The sequence below is a fragment of the Sorangium sp. So ce321 genome (genome assembly GCF_051530195.1).
GTDB lineage: Bacteria > Myxococcota_A > Polyangia > Polyangiales > Polyangiaceae > Sorangium.
The window spans coordinates 13,630,296-13,646,234 of the sequence record NZ_CP150329.1 but is presented as its reverse complement, the minus strand read 5'-3'; the positions used below and the strand labels follow the sequence as shown (position 1 = coordinate 13,646,234).

The following is a 15,939-nucleotide window of genomic DNA, read 5'->3' as shown; positions in this document are numbered from 1 at the left end:
AGGAGCAGCAGGCCCTGTACTTCGATGGGGTGCTATCCTCTCTCAACGAGGCAGCGAGGCGGAGTCTGGAGGCGAAGATGAAGAGCGGTTACGAGTTTCAGAGCGATTTCGCGCGCAGCTACGTGACCAAGGGGCAGCGGGAGGGGGAGCGCAAGGCGACCGCGAACGCCGTGCTGAAGGTTCTCGAAGCGCGCGGCCTGGAGATCCCGCCGGAGATCCGCGAGCGCGTCCTCGCGAGCACCGACATGACCGAGCTCGACCGCTGGCTGTGCCGCGCCGCGGTCATCACCGAGGCCAGGGCTCTCCTCGACTCCGCCTCCTCCTGATCGCCTCCTGACCCCCGCCCGCGCCGCCACCGGCCGCACGCCTTCCTCCTCCGGTCCACCCCGGCTCAGCGACTCCTCGACACAGCAGCACATCGTCACCGTGCGAGGCTCCGGCCACCGCGTCCTTTTTCTTCCGGCCGGCGTACGATTTCGCCACGAGACGCGGGCCGTCGGCGGAACTTAACCTGATGAGGGACCCGCGACCCCGCTCCACGCCCCCACCCCCCCCGGCTCCCGGCGCCCTTAGCACCCCCAGGCGCCCCTCCAGGGCCGGCGGCCGAGCCCGTGCGGCCGTCCTTCGAGGAGGTCTACCGCTCCTCGCATGCCCACGTTCTCCGGCTGCTCTGGCGGCTGGGGGTCGAGTCGCGCGACCTCCAGGACGTTGCCCACGAGGTGTTCCTGGTCGTCCATCGGCGCCTCCCGGACTACCAGCCCGGCGGCTCCGTCGATGCGTGGCTCTCGGCCATCGCCTCGCGGGTCGCCCTGCGCCACCGGCAGCTCGCCCGCAACTGCCGGGAGCTGCTCTCGGACAGAGGTCGTCCACTCCGTCCTCGGCTGGCTGAGGCGGCTCGGGGTCCCACGCTGCGATCGGCTGGACCTCGCACAGGATATCCTCCTCTCGGCCTTCACGAGCCTTTCGCGCTACGACCCGGGGCGCGCCGCACCGGAGCGCTGGATGAACCGCATCGCCGTCCACGTCGCTGCCCATTACCACCAGCGCGGAAGGCACCGGCGCGAGGTGCTCCTCGAAGCGTCGGATCTCGCGGTCGCGGACGAGCGCCCCGACGCCGAGGAGCTGATCGGGCGCGAACAGCAACGCCGGCTCGTGCGCTCGTGGATCCAGGCCCTGGGGCCCGAGGACCGAGCGCTCATCCTGGAGCGCCACATCGAGGAGATCTCCGTGGCGGAGATCGCCAGGCGACTCGGCATCCCCCTCTCGACGACCTACAAGCGTCACGCCTGCGCGGTCGCTGCGTTCGCGGAGATCGCGCGCAAGGGCGCGACCAGGTAGCGGCGCGCCAGGCGCGACGGCGCCAGGTGACACCTCGCCGTTTCGAGCGACCACCTCGCCCCGCCGACGGCGCGCGTCGGTTCCTCGATGCCCCACGCCGGTTTTTTGCTGTCCGACATCGATTTTTCGATGATCCACGCCGGCTTGTCGATGTTCCACATCGATAGCCGGAGGTGCTCCCTTGACGGGTGCTCCCGCAATACGCTCCTGGGAGCCTGGTCCGGCGGCGATCCGCTCGACCTGTTCCTTTTCACGTATTCACGTATTCACAACCATCGCATCAGGAGGTTTATCCCCGTGCCTACCCCGACCCGCATCGACACGGCCGAGCTTGAGCTCGCCACCGCCAAGGCCCGCAAGAAGATCGATGAGGCCTTCGCTCTCCTCGCTCCTTAGCTGGTCGACAGGCCCCTCGAAGCGCGCCGGTCGGCCAGGCGCAGCGCTGGAATCGCGGACACGAAAGCTTCCGGCTGGCTCCCTCCGGCATTAAAGGCTGCCCGGAGGAGGCGTGACCATGGCAAAGGGACCGCGCGACGCGCAGATTGACCTGAACAAGGCAACAGCGGAAGAGCTCGAGGCCATCGAGGGCATCGACGGCGAGCGGGCCCGGCTCATCATGGAGCACCGGAGCGAGCGCGGCACCTTCCGGAGCTGGGAGGACGTGCTCAGCGTACCCGGGATCGACGGCGTCCTGCTCGGCAAGCTCCAGAGAGGCAGCTCGCTGGGCGCCGCGGCCGGGTCGTCGGCGGAGGGCGCCGGCGCGGCCGCGACAGAAGGGGCCAAGACCGCGGCCGGCGCGGCGAGGACGCCGAGCGCCGCGGGAGAGGGCGACATCGGCGATATGGCAGCTCTGGAGCAGATCGTGGGGTTGATCCTGCTCGACATGGCCGCCGCCGAGGCGTACCGCGTGGCGATCGGCGCCTGCAAGACGCCGGAGATCAGGAGACAGCTCGAGACGTTCCGGGGAGACCACGAGCGGCACGCGCGCGATCTCTCGGACGCGCTCGGCGCCTCGCTGCCGGAGCAACGCGATGAGCGCGGCCAGTGCATTCAACGGTACACCGAGCTCTCGGCGCGGGAGGATCGGACAGCGCTCGTGGCCATGCGCGGCAACGAGGAGCTCACGAACGACGCCTATGCCTCGGCGCTGGCGAGCGATCTGCCGGACGACGTCCGGCGCATGGTGGAGGCGAACTGGCAGGACGAGCGGCGCCACATCCGCTGGATCAACGAGGAGATCCGGACGCGCGGCTGGGAGCTGCCGGAGGTGCCATCGACGCTGGCCGAGGCCGCCTGAGCGCGGCCCCCTGGTGCGGCCAGGATCTCATCGCCGTGGGTCGTCCTGGTTCTCTGGTTATACGAGGGGTCTTCCGATCTGCCCGGCCCGAGGAGCCGCTGTCGGTCGCGCGGCGCGGGCTGACCCCTGCTCGAGACCAGCTGTCCTCGCCTCCCTGCGGCGCATTCTGGACTGATCGTTCCAGAATGCGCCGCGGAAGCGAGGGGCATGTGCTGGACTGATCATTCTGGATTGATCATTCTGGACTGATCGTTCCAGAACGCGCCGCGGGAGCGAGGGGCATGTGCTGGACCGATCATTCTGAATTGATCATTCTGGACTGATCGTTCCAGAACGCGCCGCGGGAGCGAAGGGCACGTGAGGCCGTCAGGGGCCTCGCGCCGCGGGCCCCGAGGTAGCGCATCCCTGCGCCGTCGAGCCGCCCGCGCCCGGGCGGCCAGCGCGACCGGCGAGGCCTGGCTTGTGACGCGCCACGCCGGCGGAGTAAGCTCCGCGCGAGCTCGGCTGAGATCGCGCGGGAATGGCCTCTCGAACCAAGGGAACGCGCGGCGGTGGTCCTCCTCCCGCCGCCGACGTCGACGACGAGGTCGACGACCTCTACAAGAAGCCGCTCGGCGATTTCACGCGAGCCCGTGACGAGCTGGCGAAGCGCCTCCGGCAGGCCGGGGACAAGGCCGCGTCCGACCGCGTGAAGGCGCTGCGGCGGCCGACGGCGGCGGCCTGGACCTTGAACCAGCTCGCGCGCCGGTACCCGCAACGCATGGAGGCGCTGCTCGACGCGGGCGAGCGGCTGCGCGAAGCCCAGCGGGGGGCCCTCGCGCCGGGCGGCGCGCAGGAGCTGCGGGAGGCCGGCCAGAAGCACCGCGCGATCGTCAATGAGCTCCTGCGCGCGGCGCCAGCGCTCTTCTCCGAGGGAGGCTACAGCGAGAAGGGCAATCCGATGGATCGCCTGCGGGACTCGCTGCTTGCGACCCCCACCGCGAGCGCATCGGATCTCGAGCTGCTCGCGCGGGGGCGGGTGTCCGGGGACATCGAGCCGGGGGACCTGTCGGATATGCTCGGGCTGCTGCGCGGGCGCCCGTCCGCGCGTCCCGCCGACGGCGAGGCAAAGGCAGACCGCGGGCAGAAGGCCTCGAAGGCGGAGGCGCCGACAAAGAAAGCGCGCCAGGCCGGGGACGCGCCGAAGAAGCAGAAGAGAGCTGCCGAGCCGCGCGAGCAAGAGGCGCAGCATGCGGCGAAAGAGCGCCAGCAGCAGCGCTCCGCAAAGGAGCGCGAGCAGCAGCGCTCCGCAAAGGAGCGCGAGCAGCAGCGCTCCGCAAAAGAGCGCGAGCAGCAGCGCTCCGCAAAAGAGCGCGAGCAGCAGCGCTCCGCAAAGGAGCGCGAGCAGCAGCGCTCCGCAAAAGAGCGCGAGCAGCAGCGCTCCGCAAAAGAGCGCGAGCAGAAGGCGCGGCTCAAGGCCGAGGAGCGCGAGCAGAAGGCGCAGCTCGCGGCAGAGAGGCGCGCGCGCAAGGAGCGGCTCGCGACGGCCCAGCGCGAGCAAAAGGCGCAGCTCGCCGCGGCGGAGAAGGAGCGGGATCAGGCGAGCCGGGAGGCCGCACGCGCCGCCAAGGAGGCGGAGCGCCTGACCAAGGAGGCCGCCAGGATGAGCCGCGCCGCCGAAAACGCCGAGGAGGCCGCACGCGCGGCGAGGAAGCGCGCAGCAGAGGCCGAGCGCAGGGCCGCGGACGCACAGCAGGAGGCGGCCGACAGCGCGGGACGCCTCGACGCGGCGGAGGACAGGCTCGACCGGCTCGGCCGCTGACGAGCTACCGCTTCTTCGACCGCGCCTTCGGCGCCGGGGTCGGCTTGATGTCGATGGTCGTGGCCCCCTGGCAGGGCACCTGCGCCGTCACCCCCGCGCTCGCCCACTCGGGGAACTTCGTCTTGCCGGGCCGGCCGACGCGCACGAAGAACCGACCGCAGCGCACGACCAGCGGCTCGTTCACCACCCCCGCGTACTTGCCGGTCACGTAGACACCCCCGGGGTCGGGGAACCCCACCGTGAGCACGCCGTGCCCCTTGGGCACCGACGCCGGGTTCACCCCCTCCCGCGCCGCGCTCGCAGCTTCCTTCGCCGCCGCTTCTTTTGCGGCCGCTTCTTTCGCAGCAGCCTCTTTCGCTGCCGCTTCCTTCGCCGCAGCCTCTTTCGCTGCGGCTTCCTTCGCCGCCGCTTCCTTTTCCTTCGCCGCGGCTTCCTTCACCGCCGCCGCTTCCTTCGCCGCAGCCTCCTTCGCCGCCGCTGCTTCCTTCGCCGCGGCTTCCTTCACCGCCGCCGCTTCCTTCGCCGCCGCTTCCTTCGCCGCAGCCTCGGACGCCGCTGCCTCCCGCCCCGCAGCCGCTTTCCCCGCCGGCGCCTTCCCCCCTGGGGTCCGCTTCGCGCTGGGCAGCGCGCTCGGCATTGGCGGCGGCGCCGTGTCGATGGACGCGACGACCGCCGGCGCCTGCTCCACCGGCGCCGCGGCGGTCGGCGCCGGCCGCTCGCGCCGCGCGACGTAGATCCAGAGCGCCGCCACGACCGTCGCCGTGATCGCCGACACAGCGATGGTCCCGGCCGTCGACAGCGAGCGCGGCACCTGCCAGGGCAGCGTCGGCGAGCGCTGGCGCCGCATCGGCGAGCCCGGCGGCGACGACTCCGCCGCGGGGCCGTTCAGGACCGCCGCGCTCGGGTACGGCACGCCCCCCGGCGGCGTCAGGCCCGACGCGCCGCCCAGGGGCACGGTCACGCCCGGCGGCGTCAGGCCCGTCGAGGCCATGGGCACGGTCACGCCGGACGGCGTCACCGGCGAGTTCGAAGGCGGCTTCGGGGGCGGCGGACCGAAGAACGGCGTCGCGAGGTCCGCCGGAAGCGCCGGCGGCGGGCCGAAGCGGATCGCCTCCGGGATCACCGACGTCGTCGGGCCGAACCGGACCGACGCGGCGCCGTTGCCCGGGATCGTCGCGTCGTCCTCCTCGAACACCGGCTCGGCCTCGGGCAACGTCGCCGGCCCGCTGCCCGCCAGCAGCTCCTCGGCCGCCGCCGCGTCGCGCTCCGCCGCGCGCCTCGACGCCTCGAACAGGCGGCCGAACGTCTCGCGGTCCGGCAGCGCGGGCTTCCGCCCCTCGACGCCCTTCACCGCCTCGCCCCTCGGATCGAGCGGCCGCGGCGTCGCCTGGTTCGCCGGCGCCGGGATCGTGATCGGCTCCGCCGCCGGCGCGCCTACCGACGCCTTGCCATCCTGCCGCGCAGACCCCGCCAGCGCCTCGGACGCACCCGCCGTGGGCGGCGCCGTCTTCGCCAGCGGGCCGCCCGGCTTCAGCCGCGCAGCGCCCCCGTCCCTGGCCGCCTGATCCTTGGCGAACAGGTCCTTCGCGAGCCGCTTCGCGGCGTCGGCCGCCGGCCTCGAGGTCTGCCCCCCCTTGCCCTTGACCGGGATCGTCGGCCGCCGATCCTCCTCGGGATCGGCGTCCTCGATCTCGATCGTCGCGTGCGCGGACTGCACGCGGGTCACGAGCTCGGCCTTCCCCTTCTCGGGGCGCGCCACCTTCGCGAGCGCCTGCTCGATCTCCTGGGAGGTGATCTTCCGGTCGTCCGGCGCCTGCGAGAGGGCCGTGTCGAGCAGCGTCACGATCGGGCGCGGGATCTCGGGGCGGATCGAGGCAAGAGGGGGCGGGCGCGTGCCGTCCGCCGACGGCCGCCGCCCCGAGAGCAGCGACCAGAGCAGGAGCCCCACGCCGTAGATGTCCGCCTTGACCGTGACGCGCTCGGCGCGCACCTGCTCGGGCGCCATGTAGCCCGGCGCGCCCTTCACCACGCCCGCGATCGTGTCCGGCGTGCGCCCGAGGATCTTGCCGATGCCGAATCCCGTCAGGCGCACCTGCCCGTCCCACCCGATCACGATGTTGTCCGGGTGCAGGTTGCGGTGGATGATCGGCGTGGGGCTGCCGTGCTCGTCCGTCGCCCCGTGCGCGTGCGCGAGCGCGCCGGCGATGCAGTGGACCAGGTAATAGACCGCCGCGTCCGCGAGCTTCTGCTGCCGCGTCGCGAGGTGCTGGAGCAGCCGATTGAGGCTGACGCCCTCGACGTGCTCGAGCACGAGCACGAGCCGGCCGGAGTGCTCGAAGAAGTCGAACATCCGCACGATCGCCGGGTGATTCAGCGTCGCGCAGATCGACGCCTCGCGGGCGAGCTCGTCGGCGAAGCGCGGGTCGCCCTCCGCCGTATTCGGGACGAGCTTCAGCGCGCAGACGCGCCGGAACCCGAGCGGGCCGTCCAGCCGCCCGAGATAGACGCTGGTGGACCCAGAACCGGCCAGGCGCCGGAGGATCTTGTAGGCCCCAATCGTCTCGGGAGCGGGCTCCGTCGGAAACATCCGGGGCCGATCATACCCAAGCGCGGCGAAGCCCCCAAGCCAACGACCAACACGGATCACTTCGCGGCGCCGAGAGGCGTGCCCGGGGGCCTCGGTGCGACGCCATGCTCCACGCGCCCTGTACGGCGCGTTGCCCTCCCGCCAGGCAGAGAGCGGTACAGCTGATCAGCAGAAGCCCGAACAGCTGTGACGGATTACCGCGCAGGATGCACCGCGCGGCCCAACCGGAATTCCTGGCGCCCTCGGGCACGCCCGCGCAGCGCGCCCCGGCGCGGGGCGCGCTGCGCGCTGAAGATACGATGCGCGCTTCACGGGGCGCGCGCGCTGGCGCGGTGGAGAAACCGGCCCGCGCGCCGCGCTGCCCTGGCGCGCGACCCGCGCTGCCCTGGCGCGCGACCCGCGCTGCCCTGGCGCTCGACCCGCGCTCCACCCGCATTCGACGCGCGAAGGAGCTCGCGCGAGCTCGAGAACCTCGGGAACTCGGGAACATCATTGAGCATTTCTCCCCGTCCTCGCCTCGCGCCGGATCCGGCCGCCGCTCCCTGTCGCGCTCGCGCGGCCGCGCCTCTGGCCTTCGAGCGGCGCCGGGCCTGGGTTATAAGCCGCGGCGATGAAGCTCCGCGCCTGGCATCGACTGCTCGCCGTCGTCCTCCTCGCCAGCTGCGAGGCTGCCGTCCCGCCTCCGCCGCCCGCGCCGCCCCCGCCGCCGCCGCCGAGCGCCGCCGACGCGACGCCGACGCCCGCGTCGGCGCCGGCCGCGCCGGCCGCGCCGGCGTCGCGCTTCCCGGCCGGGTGGCCGTACCCCGAGGGCGCGCCGCCGGTGCGAGGCCCCTCGATGGTGTCGAGCGACGCCGCCCTCGCCACGAAGGTCGGCGCCGACGTCCTCGCCGCGGGCGGCAACGCGGTCGACGCGGCGGTCGCGACGGCGTTCGCGCTCGCGGTGGTGCACCCGACCGCCGGCAACCTCGGCGGCGGCGGCTTCATGGTCGCCCGCGTCGGCGACAAGGAGCACGCGCTCGACTTCCGCGAGACGGCGCCCGGCAAGGCCACCCACGACATGTACCGGGGCAAGGACGGCAAGCCCACCGAGAGCGCGCGCGTCGGCCACCTCGCCGTGGGCGTGCCCGGGAGCGTGGCGGGGCTCTGGGAGGCCTTCGACAAGCTCGGCTCGAAGAAGAAGACGTGGGCCGAGCTCATCGCGCCGGCGATCCGGCTCGCGAAGGAGGGCTTCCCGGTCGACGAGAACTTCGCGACGACCGTCAAGGCCGCGTCGGCCAAGCTCGCGCGCTTCCCGGCGTCGGCCGCGCTGTTCCTGCCGGGCGGCGCCCCCATCGAGATCGGCGCGACGTGGAGGTCGCCCGAGCTCGCGGCGACGCTCGAGCGCATCGCCCAGAAGGGGCCCGCGGGCTTCTACGAGGGCAAGACGGCGGAGCTCCTCGTCGCGGAGATGCGGCGGGGCAAGGGCCTCATCACGGCCGCGGACCTCAAGGGCTACAAGGCGAAGTGGCGCGAGCCGGTCGTGTTCGAGTACCGCGGGCGCCGCGTCGCCTCGATGCCGCTCCCTTCCTCGGGGGGCATCGCCCTCGCGATGATCGCGCACCAGCTCGAGGGGCTCGAGATCGCGAAGCTCGGCTGGCACTCGCCGTCGCATGTGCACGTGGTCGCCGAGGCGATGCGGCGCGTCTTCCTCGCGCGCAACGAGGTCCTCGGCGACCCCGACTTCGTGAAGAACCCGGTGGACGAGCTGCTCTCGGTCGCGTGGGCCGAGAAGCAGCGCGCCACGATCGCCGCCGACCGCGCGACGCCGACCGAGGAGCTGACCCGCGGCGCGGGCGTCAAGGACTCGGGCGGCCGCGGCCCGCACACGACGCACTTCTCGGTGATCGACGCGCAGGGCAACGCCGTCGCGCTCACGACGACGCTGAACGGCTGGTACGGCGCGGGGGTGACCGTGACCGGCGCGGGCTTCGTGCTGAACAACGAGATGGACGACTTCGCCGCCGTGCCCGGCACCGCGAACCAGTTCGGCCTGGTGCAGGGAGAGGCCAACGCCATCGCGCCCGGCAAGCGCATGCTCTCGTCGATGTCGCCCACGATCGTGACGGCCAAGGACGGGCGCGTGGAGCTCGTGCTCGGCGCCGCGGGCGGCCCGACGATCCTCACGGCGGTGTTCCAGATCCTCTCGAACGTGGTCGACTTCGGCATGGATGTGACCACGGCGGTCAACGCGCCGCGCTTCCACCAGCAGGACTACCCCGACCGGCTGATGGGCGAGAAGGGCGGCTTCTCCGACGGGCTGAAGCAGGCGCTCGGCGCGATGGGCCACGCCCTCGACGAGCGCGGGCACATCGCCGACGCGCCGGCGATCGGCCGCGAGGGCGCCGCGTTCGCGGGGGCGCGCGAGCCGCGGCGCCCGGGCTCCGAGGCGGCGGCCGGGAAGTAGCGACCGTGACCGCGGAGGTCGTGCCGCCGATCCGGCGCTCGCTGGTCGTGCCGCTCTCGCAGGCGGACGCCTTCGACCTGTTCGTCCGGCGGATCGCCGACTGGTGGCCGCTCGCGACGATCTCCCTCGGCCGCCTCGAGGCGGCGTCGTGCCACATCGAGCCGTCGATCGGCGGGCGCATCTTCGAGCGGGCGCGGGACGGGACCGAGGCGCTCTGGGGGACCGTCGTCGCCTGGGACGCGCCGTGGCGGCTCGCGTTCACGTGGCACCCGGGCCGCGCGGCCGCGTCGGCGCAGGAGGTCGAGGTGCAGTTCGTCGAGGTCCTTGCAGCGCAGACGCGCGTCGAGGTCGTGCACCGCGGCTGGGAGCGGGCCGGCGAGCGCGCCGCGCCGATGCGCGCCCGCCACGACGGGGGCTGGCAGGCGATCCTGGCGCGCTTCGAGGCGCTCTCGCGCGGCGAGGCCGCGCTGCCGGAGCCGCCCGAGCCCGGCGGGCGCAGCGGCTGACGGGAGCGGCGGAGAGGGCGCGTGCAGCGGGCGGCGCCGGCGCGTCCACGTCCCCTCGGCGGAGCGCGAGGCGCGCAGGATCATCCACTCACGAAAGCGGCTCCACGGGCACACGACAGATACACTCTCCCCACAGGCGTCAACACGATCCCCACGTATCCCACAGCCGGAGCGGCGCGATTCCCTGCTCCGGGCAGGAGAGCGACGGCCGCGCGCGAAAGCGCAGGGGCCCCGCCGACGACAACGCGCGACGCGCGCTGGCCGGGGGGCCGGCCGAGCTGCCGGGAGGACGCAGCCACCGACGTTGAATCGATCTCGCATCTCGCCTCACCGCACGCCAGTGAGCCGACTCCCGCCTTATCACGGGACGATCAACGCACGAATTCGTCGCGATTATCAGGAGTCTCCCTAAGGTATTCCCCCGACTCCCGCGCCCCTCGATCGCTCTCGGCACGATGGCGCGCCCGGCGAATCCAGGCTCTCTCATTGAGAAGCTACCGCCGTCGTGTGGTCCCCATCGCCGTCGCTTGGTCTCTACATGGCGTCGTGAGCTCTCGCACAACAGCGAGACGCTGTTTCCCATTCACACCAGGCACTCGAACCCGAGCCGCGCGTCACCGGCGTGACGCGCGGCGTCTCCTGGGCGCAGCCGCATAGAGCGCGCGGTCCACGCGCCATCCGCGCGCGGCACGGTGCCGCGGTTCGACCTTGACACGCGGCGCCCGTTTCGATTGCTTTAGTGCTGCGTTCTGCCGAGCGCGCTCGCTCCCTCGGTGGCCCGCGCAGACGCCCGCCGACGCAGGCGATCGACGTGTACCCGAGGAGCAGCTGTGTGCCAGGGAACCGCATCCTGTCACGGACCGATGATCGCACCGATCTGTTAGCCAGGTGATTCCAGGGGGGTAGCAGTCATGGTCGAATTGCTGAATCACGAATTGCTCGACACCTTGCACGACGGTTCTCGCAGCAGCGTCTACCTCGGCCGGAAGAAGAGCACGGGCAAGATGTGCGTCATCAAGGTTGCCCGGAAGGGTGTGAACGGCACCCGCAACGTCGCGATCCTCAAGCGCCAGTACGAGATCACGAGGAACCTCGACCTCGACGGGATCGTCAGGGTCTACGACCTCGAGGTCCGCCTCGACTACGCCGCGCTCATCATGGAGTACTTCGCGGGCCGCTCGCTGCGGGCGATCATCGACGAGAGCGGCGAGGGCGTCGGGCTCGCGCGGGCGGTCCGGATAGCGCTCCAGCTCGCGGACACGCTCGGCGCGATCCACGAGCGGAACATCATCCACAAGGACATCAAGCCGAGCAACATCATCGTCAACCACGACGTGAGCACGTCGAAGCTCACGGACTTCTCCATCGCCTCGCTCCTCCCGGGGGAACGGGCGGCGGTGTACGACCCCTGGTCGGCCGGCGAGGGCACGCTGCAGTACATCTCCCCCGAGCAGACGGGCCGGATGAACCGGTCGATCGACTTCCGCTCCGATTACTACTCGCTCGGCGTCACGCTCTACGAGCTCACGACGGGGCGCCTCCCCTTCGAGACGACCGATCCGCTGGAGCTCGTGCACCACCACATCGCGAAGACCCCCGTCGCCCCGCACAAGCTGCGGCCGGACGTCCCGGAGGCGCTCTCCAAGGTCGTCATGAAGCTGCTCTCGAAGACGGCGGAGGAGCGGTATCAGAGCATCTTCGGCCTGAAGGCCGATCTGAAGGCCTGCCTCGACATGCTCGAGGGCGAAGCGCCGGCGCTCGACTTCGTGCTTGGCCAGAAGGACAAGCCGACGCGGCTCCAGGTGTCGCAGCGGCTCTACGGCCGGCAGGAGGAGGTCGACGCGCTCATGGCGGCCTTCAGGAACGTCAGCCGGCCCGCCGCCGGCGCGGCGCCGGGCGGCCAGTCGGAGCTCGTCCTCCTGGCGGGCTACTCCGGCGTCGGCAAGTCGGCGGTCGTCAGCGAGATCCACAAGCCGATCGCGAGGCAGGGCGGGTACTTCGCGGCGGGCAAGTTCGACCAGTTCACGCGCAACGTCCCGTACGCCGCCGTCATCGCCGCGCTCCGGGAGGTCGTCCGGCACCTGCTGACGGAGAGCAGGGACGAGCTCGCCGACTGGCGGGCCAGGATCGCCGCGGCGGTCGCTCCGAACGGTCAGGTCATCGCCGAGGTGATCCCGGAGATCGAGCTCATCCTCGGCAAGCAGCCGCCGGTCCCGGCGCTGGGCTCGATGGAGACGCGGAACCGGTTCAACCTGACGTTCCGGAACTTCATCGGCGCCATCGCGCTGAAGACGCGGGCGCTCGTGCTGTTCCTGGACGACCTCCAGTGGGCCGACACGGGCTCGTTGAACCTCGTCAGCGTCCTCCTCGAGGATCCGGACATCCGCCACCTCCTGCTGATCGGGTCGTACCGCGACAACGAGGTGGACGACGCGCACCCGCTCACGATGACGCTGAGCGCGCTCCGGGAGAGCGAGGCGCGCGTGAGCACGATCGCGCTGAAGCCGCTCGGGCGCGAGCACGTGAACGGGCTCGTCTCCGACTCGCTCGGCTCGCCTCCGGACGACTGTCTCCCGCTCTCGGACATCATCTTCGCGAAGACCCAGGGCAACCCGTTCTTCACCATCCAGTACCTGGAGAGCCTTTGCCGCGAGGGTCACCTGCGCTTCAGCTCGGAGGCGGGCGCCTGGCGCTGGAGCGTCGCCGACATCGAGAGCATGGATGTGGCGGACAACGTCGTCGACCTGATGATCCGCCGGATACAGGGCCTGGCCGAGCCGACGCAGCGGGTCCTGAAGCTCGCCGCGTGCATCGGCAACCAGTTCGACCTGAGGCTCCTCTCCCTGATTCACCGGAGGGACCTGCGGGCCACCGACGAGGACCTCTGGGACGCGCTGGACGCGGGGCTCGTCGTCCCTGTCGACAGCGATTACAAGATCGCGCGCTTCCTCGACGACGGGGACGGGAGCTCGGTCGCGTTCAAGTTCCTCCACGACCGCGTGCAGCAGGCCGCGTACAGGCTGCTCACGGAGGATGAGCAGCAGAGCATCCACCTCGAGCTCGGGCGGCTGATGCTCCGGGAGACCCCGCCCGCGTCGCTCGAGGAGCGCATCTACGACATCGTGATGCACCTCAACATGGGCGCGGCGATGATCGTGGACAGGCAGGAGCGCAACGAGGCAGCGAGGCTCAACGTGCAGGCGGGGCAGAAGGCCAGGCGCTCCACCGCGTACGGCCCCGGGGTGCAGTGCCTCCGCGCCGCCGCGGGCTTCCTGGCGGAGGACTCCTGGGAGACGAACCACGAGCTGGCGCTCGCGATCTACACGGACCTCGTCGAGCTCGAGTACCTGACGATCAACTTCGACCGCGCGGAGGCGTGCGCGCAGGCCGTCGTCGATCACGCCAGGGACGTCCTCGAGAAGATCCGGGTCTACGAGACGCGCATCCAGTTTTACATATCGCAGAACCGCATGCCGGAGGCCATCGACATGGCCATGGCCGTCCTCACCATGCTCGACGTCCCGCTGCGTGAGACGCCGCCGGTCGACGTCGACATACCGCGCCTGGCGCAGCGCCCGGTCCTGGTTGACAGGCGGAGGCTGGCTGCGAACCGGATTCTCGTATCCGTGTTTCCTGCTGCCGTCCTCGCGAGGCCTCACTTCGTTCCGCTGATCGCGTTCACCATGGTGGACATCTGCACACAGCACGGCATTTCACCGTCGGCGGCGTACGCCTGCGCAATCTACGGCCACATCCAGTGCAGCGTCATGAACAACATCGAGCTTGGATTCGCGTTCGGCCAGCTGGCGATCGAGCTCGTTCGGCGATTCGACGCGATCGAGCTCGAATCCAAGATCTTCACGCTCAACTACGTTGCGATTCACCACTGGAAGCGTCACCTGAAAGAGACGATCGAGCCAGTGCGCCACGCTGTCCAGGTCGGCCTGGAGACGGGGGACATCGAATACGCCGGCTACAGCTCCAGCCAGCACTCCACGTACACCTTCTTCGCCGGAGAGGACCTGGAGACGGCTGAGCAACGCATGACGCACTCCATCGAGCTCGCGTCGAAGCTCAAACAGCAGTATCAGCTGTACTACGTCAAGATCTGGAAGCAGCTCGTGCGCAGCCTCCGAGACCCGTCGGCGGAGAAGCTGCGGCTCGTCGGGGAGAGCTTTGATGAGACGACGATGATCCCTTGCCTGGGGCATAACAGGACATCGGTGTTCTGCGTGTACCTCGCGAAGGGCATGCTGCTCTACTATTTCGGCGAGCCGAAGCTGGCCTACGAGTGCCTCCGGACCGGAGAGGAGTACCGGGACGCGGTGGGGTTCGTCACCGTCGTGGAGCAGAACCTCTACCTCTCCCTCTCGATCCTCGCCGCGTTCGACCGGCTCTCGAAGGATGAGCAGGACGTCGCTCTCGCCAAGGTCGACGTGAACCAGCAGACGCTCGAGATGTGGGCCTCCTCGTGCACGGAGAACAACCGGCACAAGCACCACCTGGTGAGCGCGGAGCTGGCGCGCGTGAAGCGCTCCGTGATCGAGGCGATGGATTTTTATGACCGGGCCATCGAGGGGGCACGGAAGCACGGCTACATCCAGGAAGAGGCCCTGGCGTGCGAGCTGGCGTCGTCGTTCTACCGGAGCCTGGGCCGGCACGAGATCGCTCAACATTACATGACCATGGCTTATCGCGGCTACGCGATCTGGGGCGCCGACGCGAAATGCCAGAGCCTGATAGCCGCGCATCCTCACCTCATGCTGGAGGGGACGCCCGACCAGTCGACGTCGGTGACGATAACGGCGAGCCACGACGGCGCGGCGCTGGATCTGCTCAGCGTCGTCAGGGCGTCGCAGACCATGGCGAGCGAGATCGTCCTGGAGAAGCTGCTCGCGAACCTGATGGCGATCGTGCTGGAGAACGTCGGCGCGCGACTCGGCGTGCTGGCCCTCGCGCGCGGGGATGCGCTCTTCGTCGAGGCGGAAGGGACCATGGAGCCGAAGCAGGTCACGGTACTCCAAGGCACGGCCTTGAGCTCTTTCGAGGGAGTCCCCCTGTCGGTCATAAGCTACGTGCAGCGAACGCAGACGAGCGTGCTCCTGGACAACGCCGCGGAGGAGGCCAGGTTTTCCGCCGATCCGTACATCCGAGAAAAGCAGACGAAATCGCTCATGTGCTCACCGATCGTCCGTCAAGGCCGGCTGGTCGGCGTGCTCTACCTCGAGAACAACCTCTCGATCGGCGTATTCACGAAGAACCGCCTCGAGCTCCTGGGGCTGCTCTCGACGCAGATCGCGATCTCGGTCGAGAACGCGAAGCTGTACGAGGGACTCGAGCAGGAGGTCGCCGCGCGCACCGAGGAGCTCCGGCTATCGAATGAGCGGCTCCGCGACGTCAACGACAGGCTGCAGGTGGAGCTCGCCGAGCGCGGCCGTTTACAGGAAGAGCGCGTCCAGATGCAGGAAGAGATCATCCAGAATCAGCGCGATCGTCTGTTCGAGCTGTCGACGCCGTTCATCCCGATCACCGATGAGATCATGGTCATGCCGATCATCGGGACCGTCGACGACAAGCGGGCCGCGCAGATGATCGAGACCGCGATGCAGGGCGTCTCGGCCAGCGCTGCGAAGGTCGTGATCGTCGACATCACAGGGGTCAAGAGCGTGGACACGAGCGTCGCGAGCAGGCTGATGAGCCTGGCCAAGGCGGTGGGCTTGCTGGGGAGCAAGGCGATCCTGACAGGGCTCCGCCCCGCGGTGGCGCAGAGCCTGGTCTCTCTCGGGGTGGATCTCGGCTCGATAGAGACGCGGTCCAACCTCAAGGCAGGTATCGCCTACGCGATGAGGCGCACCGCGGCGAGATTGCACGCATGAAATCGCTGTCCCCCGTCACGCTGGGCCCGCAGCTCGAGGCCGGACGAAGCGCGACCCGCCGGTGAGAGCCCAGCGCTCCGGGCGAGCCGAC

The 15,939-nt window shown here is 70.5% G+C and carries 9 protein-coding genes and 1 pseudogene; 9 read left to right on the top strand and 1 reads right to left on the bottom strand.

Annotated elements, in window-relative coordinates:
• Nucleotides 1-77 precede the first annotated feature (77 nt).
• The 6 genes and pseudogenes from WME89_RS50635 (at nucleotide 78) to WME89_RS50610 (ending at nucleotide 4,436) form a co-directional block, all read left to right on the top strand.
• The gene (locus WME89_RS50635) at nucleotides 78-326 is read left to right on the top strand and encodes a hypothetical protein (RefSeq protein ID WP_438006684.1); all 249 of its coding nucleotides are present in this window, start codon (nucleotides 78-80) and stop codon (nucleotides 324-326) included.
• A gap of 285 nt (nucleotides 327-611) precedes the next feature.
• Nucleotides 612-809: pseudogene (locus WME89_RS50630) on the top strand (RNA polymerase sigma factor); the annotation flags it as partial.
• Nucleotides 775-1,338, top strand: coding sequence for an RNA polymerase sigma factor (locus tag WME89_RS50625; RefSeq protein WP_438006683.1), 564 nt, complete (start codon nucleotides 775-777; stop codon nucleotides 1,336-1,338). The pseudogene WME89_RS50630 and the gene WME89_RS50625, both read left to right, overlap by 35 nt.
• Nucleotides 1,339-1,425: 87 nt before the next feature.
• The gene (locus WME89_RS50620; RefSeq protein ID WP_438006682.1) at nucleotides 1,426-1,734 is read left to right on the top strand and encodes a hypothetical protein; all 309 of its coding nucleotides are present in this window, start codon (nucleotides 1,426-1,428) and stop codon (nucleotides 1,732-1,734) included.
• A gap of 118 nt (nucleotides 1,735-1,852) precedes the next feature.
• Nucleotides 1,853-2,635, top strand: coding sequence for a helix-hairpin-helix domain-containing protein (locus WME89_RS50615; RefSeq protein ID WP_438006681.1), 783 nt, complete (start codon nucleotides 1,853-1,855; stop codon nucleotides 2,633-2,635).
• 520 nt (nucleotides 2,636-3,155) lie between these two features.
• Entirely contained in the window at nucleotides 3,156-4,436 is a 1,281-nt protein-coding gene (locus tag WME89_RS50610; RefSeq protein ID WP_438006680.1) for a hypothetical protein, read from the top strand.
• A 4-nt stretch (nucleotides 4,437-4,440) separates the two neighbouring features.
• On the opposite strand, the gene WME89_RS50605 is transcribed toward WME89_RS50610, so the two are convergent.
• Nucleotides 4,441-7,023 carry a protein kinase domain-containing protein gene (locus WME89_RS50605; RefSeq protein WP_438006679.1) on the bottom strand — a complete coding sequence of 861 codons (2,583 nt, stop codon included), beginning with the start codon at nucleotides 7,021-7,023 and terminating at the stop codon, nucleotides 4,441-4,443.
• Nucleotides 7,024-7,633: 610 nt separating this feature from the next.
• On the opposite strand from WME89_RS50605, the gene ggt reads away from it, so the two are divergent.
• The 3 genes from ggt to WME89_RS50590 all read left to right on the top strand — a co-directional run bounded on the left by ggt (nucleotide 7,634) and on the right by WME89_RS50590 (nucleotide 15,848).
• Nucleotides 7,634-9,466, top strand: coding sequence for a gamma-glutamyltransferase (gene ggt / locus WME89_RS50600; protein WP_438006678.1), 1,833 nt, complete (start codon nucleotides 7,634-7,636; stop codon nucleotides 9,464-9,466).
• A gap of 5 nt (nucleotides 9,467-9,471) precedes the next feature.
• Nucleotides 9,472-9,972, top strand: coding sequence for an SRPBCC family protein (locus WME89_RS50595; RefSeq protein WP_438006677.1), 501 nt, complete (start codon nucleotides 9,472-9,474; stop codon nucleotides 9,970-9,972).
• 911 nt (nucleotides 9,973-10,883) lie between these two features.
• Nucleotides 10,884-15,848, top strand: coding sequence for an AAA family ATPase (locus WME89_RS50590; RefSeq protein WP_438006676.1), 4,965 nt, complete (start codon nucleotides 10,884-10,886; stop codon nucleotides 15,846-15,848).
• Nucleotides 15,849-15,939 lie beyond the last annotated feature (91 nt).